Genomic DNA, 13699 nt, shown 5'->3' with positions numbered 1-13699 from the left:
GGGTGACCGTATGTCCGCCACGCGCTACGCCTATCTCGGCCCCGAGGGCACCTTCACCGAGGTCGCCCTCCGTACGCTCCCGGAAGCCGCCACCCGCGAACTCGTTCCGATGGTCTCGGTTCCGGCGGCCCTGGACGCGGTGCGCAGCGGTGCCGCCGCGGCGGCACTCGTACCGATCGAGAACTCCGTCGAGGGCGGCATCACCGCGACGCTCGACGAGCTGACCACCGGCGAACCGCTGATGATCTACCGCGAGGTGCTGCTCTCCATCACCTTCGCGCTGCTGGTACGGCCCGGCACCCAGCTGTCCGACATCAAGACGGTCACCGCGCACCCGGCCGCACAGCCGCAGGTGCGCAACTGGATGGCCGCCCACCTCCCGGAGGCCGTGTGGGAGTCGGCGGCCTCCAACGCGGACGGCGCCCGGCTGGTGCAGGAGGGCCGGTACGACGCCGCCTTCGCCGGTGAGTTCGCGGCGGCGACCTACGGGCTCGAACCGCTGGTGACGGAGATCCACGACGCGGCGAACGCGCAGACGCGCTTCGTCCTGGTCGGCCGGCCGGCCCGGCCGGCGGCGCCGACGGGCGCGGACAAGACGTCGGTGGTCATCTGGCTGGGCGAGGACCACCCCGGTGCACTGCTCGAACTGCTCCAGGAGTTCACCGTGCGCGGGGTGAACCTGATGCTGATCCAGTCGCGGCCGACGGGGGCCGGCATCGGGAACTACTGCTTCGCGGTGGACGCGGAGGGACACATCGCGGACCGCCGGGTCGGCGAGGCGCTGATGGGGCTGAAGCGGATCTGCCCGAAGGTGCGGTTCCTGGGGTCGTACCCGCGGGCGGGGGTGGCCCCGGAGGACGTACGGCCGCTGCGGTCCGGTACGTCGGACGCGGAGTTCACGGACGCCTCCGACTGGCTGGCCAGGAACATGGACGGCCGGGGCTGACGGGACGGGACCGGCGATCCTCGCATCGCCGCTTCTCACACCCCGACGTCGATACTATGAACCGCTTTTCATAATCCACAGAGTTATCCACAGAGACGGTTCTCGACCTGGGGACAAGTCGACACCTCAACGCGACATGATCGACATATCGCCCCACTCACCCCAGGTCCATCCACAGGCCGACACACCGTCCCGACTTCCCGTCACCACCTCACCCCGCCGATCAACCCTCCAATGCGGAGAATTCCCACCCGAACGAGCGTATGAGGCGGGTTTGAATGGAAAATCCGCTAGCCCCGCAGCCTTTCCGGAATGAATCATTCCGACTTCCACAGATTATCCACACAGGCTGTGGATAACTTTCGGAAGCCTCGGCGCCTGTGGACAACCGGCAGCCAACTCCCCCTCCCCGCAAGCTCGATACGTCAAGGCGGGCACGGATTCTGCCCCATTCAGATGAATGTGCTCTTTCCATTGACGGCCAAGACCGACGCCAGTCGCGCAATCCCCTCCAGAATTGCCAATTCGGTCAATTAGGGCAAAGTGACACGCCTGGCAATATCGGTTCGAGCCGGGGAAGTGCGCACCGGTAGCCTGGAGGGGTGATTGACCTTCGCCTGCTCCGTGAGGACCCCGACCGTGTTCGCGCCTCCCAGCGCGCCCGTGGAGAGGACGTCGGCCTCGTCGACGCCCTTCTCTCCGCCGACGAACGGCGCAGGTCGTCCGGTGTCCGCTTCGACGAACTCCGCTCCGAGCAGAAGTCGCTCGGCAAACTCATCCCCAAGGCGTCGCCCGAGGAGCGCACCGAGCTGCTCAAGCGGGCCGAACAGCTGAAGACCGAGGTCAAGGCCGCCGACGCGGCCCAGACCGAGGCCGACGCCGAGGCCAGGAGCCTGATGCTGCAGATCGGCAACATCGTCCACGAGGACGTGCCGGTGGGTGGCGAGGAGGACTTCGTCGTCCTGGAGACGCACGGCACGATCCGTGACTTCGGGGCCGAGGGCTTCGAGCCCAAGGACCACCTGGAGCTCGGCGAGAAGCTCGGTGCCATCGACATGGAGCGGGGCGCCAAGGTCTCCGGTTCGCGCTTCTACTACCTGACGGGCGTCGGCGCGCTGCTGGAGCTCGCCCTCGTCAACGCGGCGATCGCGCAGGCCACCGAGGCCGGCTTCGTCCCGATGCTGACCCCGGCGCTGGTCCGTCCGCGCGCCATGGAGGGCACCGGCTTCCTCGGCCAGGCCGCGGAGAACGTGTACCACCTGGAGAAGGACGACTTCTACCTGGTCGGCACCTCCGAGGTCCCGCTCGCCGCGTACCACATGGACGAGATCATCGACGCCGAGAAGCTGCCGCTGCGCTACGCGGGCTTCTCGCCCTGCTACCGGCGCGAGGCCGGCACGTACGGCAAGGACACCCGGGGCATCTTCCGCGTCCACCAGTTCGACAAGGTCGAGATGTTCTCGTACGTCGACCCGGCGGACGCCGAGGCGGAGCACCGCAGGCTCCTGGAGTGGGAGAAGCAGTGGCTCACCGCTCTTGAGCTGCCCTTCCAGGTGATCGACGTCGCCACCGGCGACCTGGGGGCCTCGGCCGCCCGGAAGTTCGACTGCGAGGCGTGGATCCCGACGCAGGGCAAGTACCGCGAGCTGACGTCCGCGTCGAACTGCAACAGTTTCCAGGCCCGTCGCCTGTCCGTCCGGATGCGCAGCACCCAGGACGGCAAGAAGGTGCTCCAGCCGCTGTCCACGCTGAACGGCACGCTCTGCGCCGTCCCGCGCACGATCGTGGCGATCCTGGAGAACCACCAGCTGGCCGACGGTTCGGTACGGGTGCCCGAGGTGCTCCGGCCCTACCTGGGCGGGCGCGAGGTCCTGGAGCCGGTCGACCGGTGACCTTCCCGTACAAGCTCGTCGCGACCGATCTCGACGGCACGCTGCTGCGCGGCGACGACACGGTCTCCGAGCGCACCCGCGCGGCGCTGGCCGCGGTCACCGCGGCCGGTGCCGCACACATCATCGTCACCGGCCGCGCGGTCCCCTGGACCCGGCACATCCTGGAGGACCTGGGATACGAGGGGCTCGCGGTCTGCGGCCAGGGCGCCCAGGTCTACCACGCGGGTGAGCGCAGGCTGCTGACCTCGCTGACGCTGGACCGGCAGCTCGCCGGTCTCGCGCTGTCCAAGGTCGAGGCCGAGATCGGGCCGCTGGCCCTGGCGGCGAGCCGGGACGGGCTCGACGGCGAGGTGCTGGTCGGCCCCGGCTACCGCGTGCAGGACGGGCCGCTTCCGGCCGTCTTCGTGGACGACCCCGCCGAGATGTGGTCCGCGCCCCTGAACAAGGTCTACATACAGCATCCCGACCTCGACGACGACGCACTGGCGAAGGCCGCTCGCGCGGCCGTCGGCAACCTGGTGGACGTGGTCATGGCCGGTCCCGGCGTGGTGGAGATCCTCCCGCTGGGGCTGAGCAAGGCGACCGGCCTCTCGCTGGCCGCGCGCCGGCTGGGCGTGAAGGCCGTGGACACCCTGGCTTTCGGCGACATGCCGAACGACATCCCGATGTTCGCCTGGGCGCGGCGGGGCGTGGCGATGGCCAACGCGCACGAGGAACTGAAGGCCGTGGCCCAGGAGGTCACCGCGTCCAACGAGGACGACGGCATCGCCGTGGTCCTGGAGCGGCTGCTCTAGCCGCCGACGCCGTCCGGACGGGGAACGCCGTGCGGGTGGGTGCGACCGCTCCCACCCGTCGGCCCCCGGCCGACGGCCCTTGCTGTTGCGGAGGATGCGCGGATCGAACGCGCGCGGGGCGAAGACCCCGACGACGGCTTAGCAAGCCGCTGCCTTACCACTCGGCCAATCCTCCGGGAGGGCGGCCGACGCGATGCGCGAACGGTGCCGCCCCGGGCGTTCCGCCCCGAACCGCACCGCGGGGAGCCGTCGGTGACCGCTCCGCTACTTCGGTGCCGGTGGGGATCCGCCCTGCCGGGAACTCGACGGACTCGTACTCCTGGTCATCGTCGCGCTCCTCTCCCGGTCCGTGGCGTGCGCGCATGTGCATGTACGTGTACATGCGTATCGGCGCGCGTCATGCCCACCACTGTGCCCCGCGCGGTCCTTCGGCGCCATCCGTTTTCCGTGCGGCGCCGAAGGACCACGAACCCCCTTCCGGTCAGCTCCGCTTGTCGCGCCTGCGGTTCAAGTCCTTCGGGTTGCGGGCGAGTTCATCCATCCTGCCGTCGATGCCGACGATGTCCTCCGCGACGTGCCCCAGCCGTACGCTCATGGCCCCGACGACCTGGTGCGTGGCGTCCAGCCTCCGGTCGAGGCTGTCGAGGCGGTGCGACATCCGGTCGAGCACCGGCCCGAGCTCCTGCAGCGCGCTGCCCACTCCGGCGAGGCAGCTCTCGACCCGGGTGACGCGGTGTTCGAGCGAGGCATAGCCCGCGCGCAGATCCTGCTCGGCGTCCAGCAGGTAGGTACGCACGCAGCGGGCGATGTCGCTGTCGCGAAGAAGCATCGCCACGTTGAGGACGGTGCGGCGGGTGTAGAGGGTGAGCTGAGTGGCCGCCTGTGGATAACTTTCAGCCCCTTCACCGTTCCATAGGGACAACATGTCCCTATGGAATTTCTGCAGCTCATCGCCGCGCAGAAGTTTGAGTCCATTCTCCGACACCTCGCCCCGGTGCCGCTGGGTGACCTTCTTGACGACCTCTGTGGATACTTCGAAGTACCGCGCCACATCCTCTGTGCGAACGTGAATTCCATCCGGGAGCATGACAAGACTCTTCACCTTGTCGAGGACGTCGACACGCCCCATCTGTTCGACGCGCAGCGCACGCGATTCGAGCAGGGCGACTTCTGTTGGCATGACCATGCCTTTCAATCGTGAACGTCGGTGGACGGCCCTGCCCCGGGCCCGAGGGTGGAGGACGCTCACGGTTGCCACTACTCAATGACCGACCCGGCGGGGTTCTCCCGCACCGGCATCGGCAATCCCTTGTTTCACGAAAGCCAGGTCGCCACGGATTCCAGTTGCCTCCACGCACCCCGCCCAACGAACCGGCGACCGCACAGTCACGCGTACGCCCGACGGCTGTCCGAAACGCTCCGGTCCCGAAACGGGTCGGACCGGCGGCCCCGAAACGGACCGACCCCCGTCCGGAGGACGGGGGTCGGTGGGTGGGACGACGGACGGGAAGGGAGTCGCCGAAAGAGCGCGGTGGTCACAGCAGCCGTATCGGAGGGAGACCGCCGTGCCGTGCTCCGTCGGTCCCCGGCCGCTCCTCCCCCGTCACTCCTCCCCGGCCAGCTTCAGCGTGCGCAGCTTCTGGCCCGCGTACCAGGTGGCCACCGCCGTGACCGCCACCAGCAGGACCGTCCCGGTCACCAGCCCGACGTCCGAGGTGATCACGTCCGAGCCGCCGGCCTTCTCGGCGACCGCGAGGGACCACTGCTGGACGCTGAGCGTGCGCGCGCCGGGCACCAGGGAGCCGAACAGCGTCTCCCACACCAGCGCGTAGACGAGGCCGAAGACGACCGCGTGCCGACTGACGGTGCCCAGCAGCAGGAACAGCGCGCTGTACGCGATCGAGGCGACCAGTGCCGCGATGGTGTAGGCCACCGCGATCTGCTGGCCGTTGCCGTTGAGGATCACTCCGGCGATCAGGGTGGGCACCGCGGAGAAGACCATGGTCACGGCGATGGACACGATCAGCTTGGTGCAGATGATCGTCGGCCGCTTCACCGGCTTGGCCAGCAGGTAGACGATCGATCCGTCATCGATCTCGGGGCCGATCGCCCCGGTCCCGGCGATCACCCCGATCAGCGGCACCATCGTGGCGATGGCGAAGCCGCCCAGCACGTCCGAGGCGATCTGGTCGTCGGCCCCGGCGAACATCCGCACCGCACCGGCGATGACCAGCAACAGGGCCGGCAGGACGAACAGGATGGCGGCCCGGCGCCGGCCGAGCAGGGCCCGGTAGGTGAGCCGGGCGACTGTGGGGTCGTACATGACGCTTCACAGCTCCTTTCAGGCCACTACTCAGGCCGCTACGAGATAGGAAAAGACCGATTCGAGGGACTCGTCGGACGGCGAGACGGTCAGCAGGCGGATCCCGTGCTCCCGTGCGACCTTCGGCAGCAGCTCGGTGAAGCGTCCGAAGTCGACCGCCTGGACGCGCAGGGCCCCTTCGCCCTGGTCCACCTCGATGCCGGCCGTCGACGGGTCGGCGATCAGCGCGGCGGCCAGGGCGCGGTCGTCGCTGGACCGCACGAGGTAGCGGTGCGGGCGGTCCGTCATCAGACGGCGGATCTTCCGGAAGTCGCCGGACGCCGCGTGCCGTCCCGCCACGATCACCTCGATGTGCGAGGCGAGCTGTTCGACCTCTTCGAGGATGTGCGAGGAGAAGAGCACCGTACGGCCCTCGGCCCCCATGCGTCGCAGCAGTTCCATCAGCTGCATCCGCTGGCGCGGGTCCATGCCGTTGAACGGCTCGTCGAGCAGCAGCACCGACGGTTCGTGGACCAGGGCGGACGCCATCTTCACGCGCTGGCGCATGCCCTTGCTGTACGTCGAGATCTTGCGGTCCTGCGCGTACTCCATCTCGACCGTGGCCAGCGCCTTCTGCGCCTCCGCGTCACCGAGCCCGTGCAGTTCCGCGTTGGCGACGACGAACTCGCGGCCGGTCAGGAAGTCGTACATCGCCTCCCGCTCCGGCACGATCCCGATCTCGGTGTAGACCGCCTCGTTGCGCCAGATCGGTTTGCCGTCGAGCGTGACCGTGCCGGTCGACGGGGCGAGGAATCCGCCCATCATGTTGATCAGCGTGGACTTTCCCGCGCCGTTGGGCCCGAGCAGCCCGGTGACGCCCGGCCCCACCGTCATGCTCACGTCGTTGACGGCGACCACGTTGCCGAACCAGCGCGAGGTGTGGTCGATCTCGATGGTGGTCACAGCCCGACCTTCCGGTAGCGGCGCATCAGTACGGCGTACGAGCCGGCGACGAGCGCGAGAACAACGATCAGATAGACCACGCCGACCCCGGCTCCCGGGCCTTCCCCTCCGGGGAAGGCGGAGTCCGCGCCGAGGAAGGCGGTCTGCAGGCCGCTGATCAGCGTGATGGGGGAGAAGAGCCCCAGCCATTCGACGGCCCCCTCGGAGCCCGTCTCCCAGGCGATGGCCTGGACCGTGGAGACCGCACCGTAGGAGATGGTCAGCACGGCGATCACCGCCGCGACGCCGAAGCCGCGGCGCGGCGTCAGCGCCGCCACCACCAGCCCCAGGGCGGCGAAGAGCACGGAGAGCAGCGCCACCGAGACCATCCCCTGCCCGAACCCCTTGGTCTGGTCGACGAAGTCGAACTTCCCGAGCAGAGCGCCCACGTAGAGGATGACGAGCGGCGCCCCGGTGATGATGAGCAGCGCGGACGCCATGGCCGCCATCTTGGCGACGACGTAGTCGACGCGTTCGATCGGCCGCGAGAAGTACAGCGGAATGCTTCTGAACCGCAGGTCCCTGGAGACCGACTGCGGCGCCTGCGCGGCGAGGAAGAGGCCGATGACGGCCTGGAGGTAGATCGCGAACGCCGTGTACTTGATCGGCAGTGCCGTCGTCCCCGGGGCGGCGATGGCGACGGCGACGATGATCGCCGCGACCATGCACATCACGCCGAGCAGCAGCATCGGCAGCACCTTGGACTTGGCGGAACGGCCCAGTCCGAAGGAGCCCCGCAGGGACTGCGAGTAGAGGGAGCGCCGCGCGTAGCCGCGGCCCAGGCGGGGGCCGTCGTAGGAGCGGTAGCCGATGTTGTGGATGCGGGAGGTCTCGCTCCCGGCCGTGGTGCCGTTCTCGGTGCTCATCACGACCGCTCCCCCTTCTGCCGGGTTGCGTCCTTCTGCGGGGTGGCGGCGGCCGCGGGCGCGGTCCGCGGTGTCTCGTCGGAACGGAAGACCTCGGCGATGTGGTGGCGCCGCTGCTCCATCCTCACGAGCCCGAGGCCGAGCCCGGCGACGCTGTCGCGCACGATGTCGTACGTCTCCTCGCCGGTCGCCTCGACCAGCAGGATGTGGCCCGCGCCGGGCAGTCCCCGGTCGTCGAGGCCGTCGTGGCCGATCAGCTTCACGCCTGCACCGGTGAGGGCCCGGCGCAGCGCGTCGGTGCCGTCCGGGTGGGTGTCGCTGTCGGTGACCTCGACCGCGAGGGTCGTGGTGGTCTGGGTGAAGTCGCTGGTGGAGCTGGAGCGCAGCAGGGTTCCGCCGTCGATGACGACGACGTGGTCGCAGGTGCGTTCCAGTTCGCCCAGGAGGTGCGAGGTGACCAGGACCGAGATGCCGAAGTCGCTGTGGACGCGGCGGATCAGCCCGAGCATCTCGTCCCGGCCGACCGGGTCCAGGCCGTTGGTCGGTTCGTCCAGCAGGACCAGCTGCGGGTCGTGGACCAGTGCCTGGGCCAGCTTGACGCGCTGCTTCATGCCGGTCGAGTAGCCGCCGATGGGGCGGTAGCGCTCTTCGTACAGGCCGACGTGGCGCAGCGTGTCGGCGGTGCGCTCGCGTGCCGCCGTGGGCGGCAGGCCGGACATCCGCGCCATGTGGACGACGAACTCGGTGGCCGAGACGTCCGGCGGCAGGCAGTCGTGCTCGGGCATGTAGCCGACCCGCTCCCGGATGGCGGCACCACTGGTGGCGACGTCGAGTCCGAGCACCGCGGCCCGGCCTTCGGTGGCGGGGGACAGACCCAGCAGGATCTTGATCAGTGTGGACTTGCCGGCCCCGTTGGAACCCACCAGGCCGGTCACACCCGGTCCGATGTCCAAGGAGAGCCGGTCAAGCGCGGTCACCCGGGGGAACCGCTTGCTCAGGCTTTCGGTCGCGATCACAGTCACGTGTTCGAAGGTAGTGGCGCGGGCCACATCTTTCGTCAGCCCTGGCGGCTGGATCGGCATCCGACTCCAGATGTACGGACCCGTAGGGGGCCACCAGGAGGTAGGAGGCCAGTGGTCGGGGCCGGTGGTCGGGCCAGTCGCGTCCGGTCGTTCCCCCGAAGTTGTCCACAGGTCTCCGTCCACCCCTTGACGCAGCCGCCGGGCATTGTCACATTCATCAGTGTCACGTTACGAACACGTACCGCACACGGCAGGGAACGGACGGTGGCATGACCTCGGCAGTGAAGGACCAACGAGCCCCGGAGCTGGAGGGGTTCAGAGAAGTCCAGCGGCTCGCGTACGCCTGTGCGGAAGCGGTCGCCGGCCGGCTGCGGCCGGGGGTGACCGAGCGCGAGGCGGCCCGCATGCAGCGCGACTGGCTGCGCGAGCGCGGGGTGCGGGACTGGTTCCACCTCCCCTTCGCCTGGTTCGGGGACCGCACGGCGTTCGCCGGGTTCAAGGTGCCGCTGCAGTTCTTCCCGACCGACCGGAGGCTGGAGCCGGGGATGCCGTTCATCCTCGACATGGCGCCGGTGTACAAGGGCTTCACGGCGGACATCGGCTACTCCGGCTGCCTCGGCCTGAACCCCCTGCACGACCGGCTCCTGGCCGACCTGGAGGACCATCGCGAGCTGATCCTGCGCGAGGTGCGCGAGCGGCGTCCGCTGCGCGAGATCTACGAGGACGTCGAACGCCTGATGATCCGGCAGGGGTACGCCAACAGGCATCGCGCGTATCCGTTCGGCGTCATCGCCCACAAGGTCGACCGGGTGGTCGAGCGGCGCTGGGCCCCGCAGGTGTTCGGCTTCGGCACCCGGTCCCTGAAGGGGCTGCTGAGCGACGCGCTGCACGGGCACCGGGAAGGCTGGTCGCCGCTGTGGAGCCCGTACCGCTTCTCCGACCATCCGCCGCAGCCGGGGTTGTGGGCCGTCGAGCCCCATCTCGGATTCCGCGGTACGGGGGCCAAGTTCGAGGAGATCCTGGTGGTCACCGACTCCAAGGACCCCGAGCAGAGCGCCTTCTGGCTGGACGACGATCTGCCGCACGTGCGGCGCTGGGCCGAGGAAAGGGTGGCGGCATGAGCCTGCTGGATCTGCCGGGGGCGCGCGAGCGCCGGGTGCGCACGGGCGGCATCGAGCTGTGCGTGGTCGAGCTGGGGGACGCGGCGCGGCCGACGGTCGTGCTCGTGCACGGCTATCCGGACAGCAAGGAGGTCTGGACGGAGGTGGCGAAGCAGCTGGCCGGCCAGTGGCACGTCGTGCTGTACGACGTGCGCGGGCACGGCCGGTCCACCGCCCCGAAGCCGCTGCGCGGAGGCTTCACCCTGGAGAAGCTCACCGACGACTTCCTGGCCGTCGCCGACGCGGTGAGTCCGGACCGTCCGGTGCACCTGGTGGGGCACGACTGGGGGTCGGTCCAGTCGTGGGAGTTCGTCACGGTCAAGCGCACCGAGGGCCGGATCGCCTCGTTCACCTCGATGTCCGGGCCTTCCCTGGACCACTTCGGGCACTGGATCAAGCAGCGGATGTCCCGGCCCACCCCGCGCCGGGTCGGCCAGCTGCTAGGCCAGGGCGCCAAGTCCTGGTACGTCTACATGCTGCACACCCCGGTGCTGCCCGAACTGGCCTGGCGCGGCCCGCTCGGCAAGCAGTGGCCGCGGATGCTCCAGCGGCTGGAGAAGGTGCCCGCCGGCGACTATCCGACGTCCTCGCTGCCCGATGACGCGGCGCACGGCGCCTGGCTCTACCGGGACAACGTGCGCGCCCGGCTGAGCCGGCCGCGCACGGACGCCTACGCGCACGTGCCGGTCCAGCTGATCACGCCGACCGGGGACGTCTTCCTCTCGGAGAAGCTGTACGACCAACTGGAGGTGTGGGCTCCGCAGTTGGTGCGCCGTTCGCTCGACGGCAAGCACTGGGTGCCGCGCACCAGGCCCGACCGGCTCGCCTCCTGGATCGATGAGTTCGTCGCCGCCAACGAGGCCGCCGCGGAGGACGGCCGTCCGGTGCAGGACACCGTGCCGTCCGGGGCGTACGCGGAGAGGTTCGGGGGGCAGCTGGTCCTGGTGACGGGGGCGGCCGGCGGCATCGGCCGCGCCACCGCCTTCGCGTTCGCCGAGGCGGGGGCCCGGGTGGTGGCCGTGGACCGGGACGCGGAGGGGGCGGCCCGGACCGCGGAGATGGCCCGGCTGATCGGTGCCCCGGCCGCCTGGGGCGAAGCCGTGGACGTCAGCGACGAGCAGGCGATGGAGAAGCTCGCCGAGAAGGTGGCCGCCGAGTACGGCGTGGTCGACGTCCTGGTCAACAACGCCGGGATCGGCCTGTCCGGCTCCTTCCTGGACACCACGAGCGAGGACTGGAGGAACGTCCTCGACGTCAATCTGTGGGGGGTCATCCACGGCTGCCGGATCTTCGGCCGGCAGATGGCCGAGCGCGGCCAGGGCGGCCACATCGTCAACACGGCCTCCGCCGCCGCCTACCAGCCCTCCCGGGCGCTGCCCGCGTACAGCACGTCCAAGGCGGCCGTGCTGATGCTCAGCGAGTGCCTGCGGGCCGAGTTCGCCGACCGGTCGATCGGGGTCAGTGCCATCTGCCCCGGCATCGTCAACACGAACATCACCGCGACGGCGCGCTTCGCCGGTGCCGACGCCGCGGAGGAGCAGCGCCTGCGGAAACGGACCAGTCGGCTGTACGGGCTCCGCAACTACCCCCCGGAGCGGGTCGCCGACGCGATCCTCAAGGCGGTGGTGCGCAACCAGGCCGTCGTGCCGGTGACGCCGGAGGCCCGCGGTGCCCGGCTCCTGTCCCGGCTCAGCCCCGGTGCGCTGCGCGGGATCGCCCGGCTGAAGCCGCCGCTGTGAGCGGCCCCGGGCAGCCGGCGCCGGCGGTGGACCGGCCGGCCGCCGCCGAGTACCGGATCGAGGACCTGGCGCACGCGAGCGGGGCCACCGTCCGCACGATCCGCGCCTACCAGGACCGCGGGCTGCTGCCGACGCCGGAGCGGCGCGGCCGGGCCAATGTGTACCGGGACACCCACCTGGCCCGGCTCCGGCAGATCGCCGATCTCCTGGACCGGGGCTACACGCTGGCCAGCATCAAGGAGCTCCTGGACGCCTGGGACACGGGCCGGGGGCTGGGCGGGGTGCTCGGGCTCGTCGCCGAGGTGCACGGCCCGTGGACGGACGAGCGGGCCGACCGGATCACCCGGGCCGAGCTGAACGAGAGGTTCGGCGGGGCCCCGGACGACGAGGCGATCGTCGAGGCGCTGGAGCTCGGCGTGCTCGAACCGGTCCCGGGCAAGGACGACGAGTTCCTGGTGCCGAGCCCCCAGGAGCTGGCCGTTGCGGTGGAGCTGTACGCGGCGGGGGTGCCGCTGAGCGCGATCTCCGGCCATCTGCGGGAGCTCCGCGGCCAGGTCGAGCACATAGCCTCCCGCTTCCTGGAGTTCACCACCGAGCACGTCTTCGCGCGCTATCTCGGTCACCGTCCGCCGACCGACTCGGACGCCGCGGAGGCGGCCGCCATGGTGCGCAGGCTGCGCCCGCTCGCCCAGCAGACCGTGGACGCCGAACTGGCGCGTGCGATGCGCCTGTTCGCGACCCGTCATCTGCGCCACCACCTGAGCGCGGACACCCCGTCGGCCCCCGACGCGCCTCCGGTGACGGCGCACCGGGTGGAGCTGCCGCCCGGCACCATCAGCGCCGTGCAGCGGCTCGTCGGGGCGCAGAACGTCTCCGCCTTCATCGCAGCCGCTGCGGAACGCGAGGTGCAATCAAGGACATTGGACGCACTCACCTCATCAAGTAACAGAACTTAATAAATTGACCAAATGGGTTGATTTTGCGCTCACTTGTCCACAGGATCGACAATTCTTCTGTGGATAACTCAAGTTGACTGTGGATCAAACCTGTGGACGGGACTCGCTTGCGCAAACCGTGGGCAAAATTCGGATGCGTCCGGAAAACGGTGCCGGGCACCCTGGCGGGATGGACGAGAAACGCACCGTCAAGGTGTCCAAGTACCTCTCGAAGCACCTGCGGCACCAACCGCAGCGGATCGGCATCACGCTCGACGCCAACGGGTGGGTGCCGATCGACGAGTTGTTGCGGGCCACGGCCCGCAACAACTTCCCCCTCACCCGGGCCGAGCTCGACCATGTCGTCGCCAGCAACGACAAGCAGCGCTTCGCCGTCGAGAACGGCCGCATCCGCGCGAGCCAGGGCCACACCGTCCCCGTCGACCTCGATCTGCCGCCGGCCGAGCCACCCGCGTACCTCTACCACGGCACGGTGGGCCGGGTGCTGGACTCGATCCGCAGCGAGGGCCTGCGGCCCATGAACCGCATGCACGTCCACCTCTCCCCCGACCGCGAGACCGCGACCAGGGTCGGTGCCCGGCGCGGCCGTCCCGTCGTCCTGTCCGTGGACGCCGGCGCGATGCACCGCGCGGGTCACACCTTCTGCGTCAGCGCCAACGGCGTCTGGCTCACCGCCGCCGTGCCGCCCGAGTTCCTGCGCTTCCGGGACTGAACCGGACGGGGCGCGTCCGGCTGTTTCCGGTGCGTACGGTCGTGCCGAAGATTTTGGCCCGGGCCGCGACCGGATCCCCGTCGGCGAACACGCCTTACTCCTCCTCGTGGCGGCGCAGCTCCTCACCGGGCAACTGGTGCCTGATCTGGCGGGGGCGACTGTCTCCGCGACGTAGCCCGAGACGTTGTCCGTGAGCCTCTTCAGCTCCGCCACCTGCTCAGTGGGCAAGATTGACCGTGATGCGGGTCGTACCAGCCATGGAGGCAACACACTGCGGCATACGCCCTGTCCGTCAGGGTTCTCCAGGC

Annotated in this window: 12 protein-coding genes, 1 tRNA gene and 1 pseudogene; 7 read left to right on the top strand and 7 right to left on the bottom strand. The window is 69.7% G+C overall.

The features are described 5' to 3' along the window. Positions 1-10: 10 nt before the first annotated feature. The 3 genes from pheA to OCT49_RS17625 all read left to right on the top strand — a co-directional run bounded on the left by pheA (position 11) and on the right by OCT49_RS17625 (position 3632). Positions 11-946: a prephenate dehydratase gene (gene pheA, locus OCT49_RS17635; RefSeq protein WP_283852844.1), complete on the top strand. Its 936-nt coding sequence runs from the start codon at positions 11-13 to the stop codon at positions 944-946. A 602-nt stretch (positions 947-1548) separates the two neighbouring features. After that, on the top strand, positions 1549-2838 hold the full coding sequence (gene serS, locus OCT49_RS17630; RefSeq protein ID WP_283852843.1) for a serine--tRNA ligase: 1290 nt from the start codon (positions 1549-1551) through the stop codon (positions 2836-2838). Beyond that, positions 2835-3632 carry an HAD family hydrolase gene (locus OCT49_RS17625; protein WP_283852842.1) on the top strand — a complete coding sequence of 266 codons (798 nt, stop codon included), beginning with the start codon at positions 2835-2837 and terminating at the stop codon, positions 3630-3632. The genes serS and OCT49_RS17625 overlap by 4 nt, the downstream gene beginning before the upstream one ends. Positions 3633-3720: 88 nt before the next feature. Here OCT49_RS17625 and OCT49_RS17620 read toward each other — a convergent pair. The 6 genes from OCT49_RS17620 to OCT49_RS17595 form a co-directional block, all read right to left on the bottom strand. Next, positions 3721-3807: transfer RNA gene (locus OCT49_RS17620), tRNA-Ser, on the bottom strand. A 306-nt stretch (positions 3808-4113) separates the two neighbouring features. Further along, positions 4114-4812 (bottom strand): hypothetical protein, encoded by a 699-nt coding sequence (locus tag OCT49_RS17615; protein ID WP_283855833.1) that lies wholly within the window; start codon positions 4810-4812, stop codon positions 4114-4116. Positions 4813-5235: 423 nt separating this feature from the next. Further along, positions 5236-5955 carry an ABC transporter permease gene (locus OCT49_RS17610; protein ID WP_283852841.1) on the bottom strand — a complete coding sequence of 240 codons (720 nt, stop codon included), beginning with the start codon at positions 5953-5955 and terminating at the stop codon, positions 5236-5238. A 30-nt stretch (positions 5956-5985) separates the two neighbouring features. Then, entirely contained in the window at positions 5986-6897 is a 912-nt protein-coding gene (locus tag OCT49_RS17605) for an ABC transporter ATP-binding protein (RefSeq protein ID WP_283852840.1), read from the bottom strand. After that, entirely contained in the window at positions 6894-7802 is a 909-nt protein-coding gene (locus OCT49_RS17600; RefSeq protein ID WP_283852839.1) for an ABC transporter permease, read from the bottom strand. Before OCT49_RS17600 ends, OCT49_RS17605 begins: the two co-directional genes overlap by 4 nt. Continuing rightward, a complete protein-coding gene (locus tag OCT49_RS17595) occupies positions 7802-8884 on the bottom strand; it encodes an ABC transporter ATP-binding protein (protein ID WP_502963386.1) in 1083 nt (360 codons plus the stop codon). Before OCT49_RS17595 ends, OCT49_RS17600 begins: the two co-directional genes overlap by 1 nt. Before the next feature lie 209 nt (positions 8885-9093). Between OCT49_RS17595 and OCT49_RS17590 the strand changes: the two genes are divergently transcribed. From OCT49_RS17590 to OCT49_RS17575, 4 genes are all read left to right on the top strand, one after another. Next, positions 9094-9945, top strand: coding sequence for a M24 family metallopeptidase (locus tag OCT49_RS17590; RefSeq protein ID WP_283852838.1), 852 nt, complete (start codon positions 9094-9096; stop codon positions 9943-9945). Beyond that, positions 9942-11723 carry an SDR family oxidoreductase gene (locus OCT49_RS17585; protein ID WP_283852837.1) on the top strand — a complete coding sequence of 594 codons (1782 nt, stop codon included), beginning with the start codon at positions 9942-9944 and terminating at the stop codon, positions 11721-11723. Before OCT49_RS17590 ends, OCT49_RS17585 begins: the two co-directional genes overlap by 4 nt. Continuing rightward, on the top strand, positions 11720-12679 hold the full coding sequence (locus OCT49_RS17580) for a MerR family transcriptional regulator (RefSeq protein WP_283852836.1): 960 nt from the start codon (positions 11720-11722) through the stop codon (positions 12677-12679). The genes OCT49_RS17585 and OCT49_RS17580 overlap by 4 nt, the downstream gene beginning before the upstream one ends. A gap of 169 nt (positions 12680-12848) precedes the next feature. Beyond that, the gene (locus OCT49_RS17575; RefSeq protein ID WP_283852835.1) at positions 12849-13391 is read left to right on the top strand and encodes an RNA 2'-phosphotransferase; all 543 of its coding nucleotides are present in this window, start codon (positions 12849-12851) and stop codon (positions 13389-13391) included. On the opposite strand, the pseudogene OCT49_RS40110 reads toward OCT49_RS17575, so the two are convergent. After that, positions 13348-13650, bottom strand: a pseudogene (locus OCT49_RS40110) (hypothetical protein). The gene OCT49_RS17575 and the pseudogene OCT49_RS40110 overlap by 44 nt on opposite strands. Positions 13651-13699: the final 49 nt, after the last annotated feature.

Origin of the sequence: Streptomyces sp. ML-6, assembly GCF_030116705.1 — a bacterium.
GTDB lineage: Bacteria > Actinomycetota > Actinomycetes > Streptomycetales > Streptomycetaceae > Streptomyces.
The sequence above is the reverse complement of the archived record's forward strand: the minus strand, read 5'-3'. Positions and strand labels throughout refer to the sequence as shown.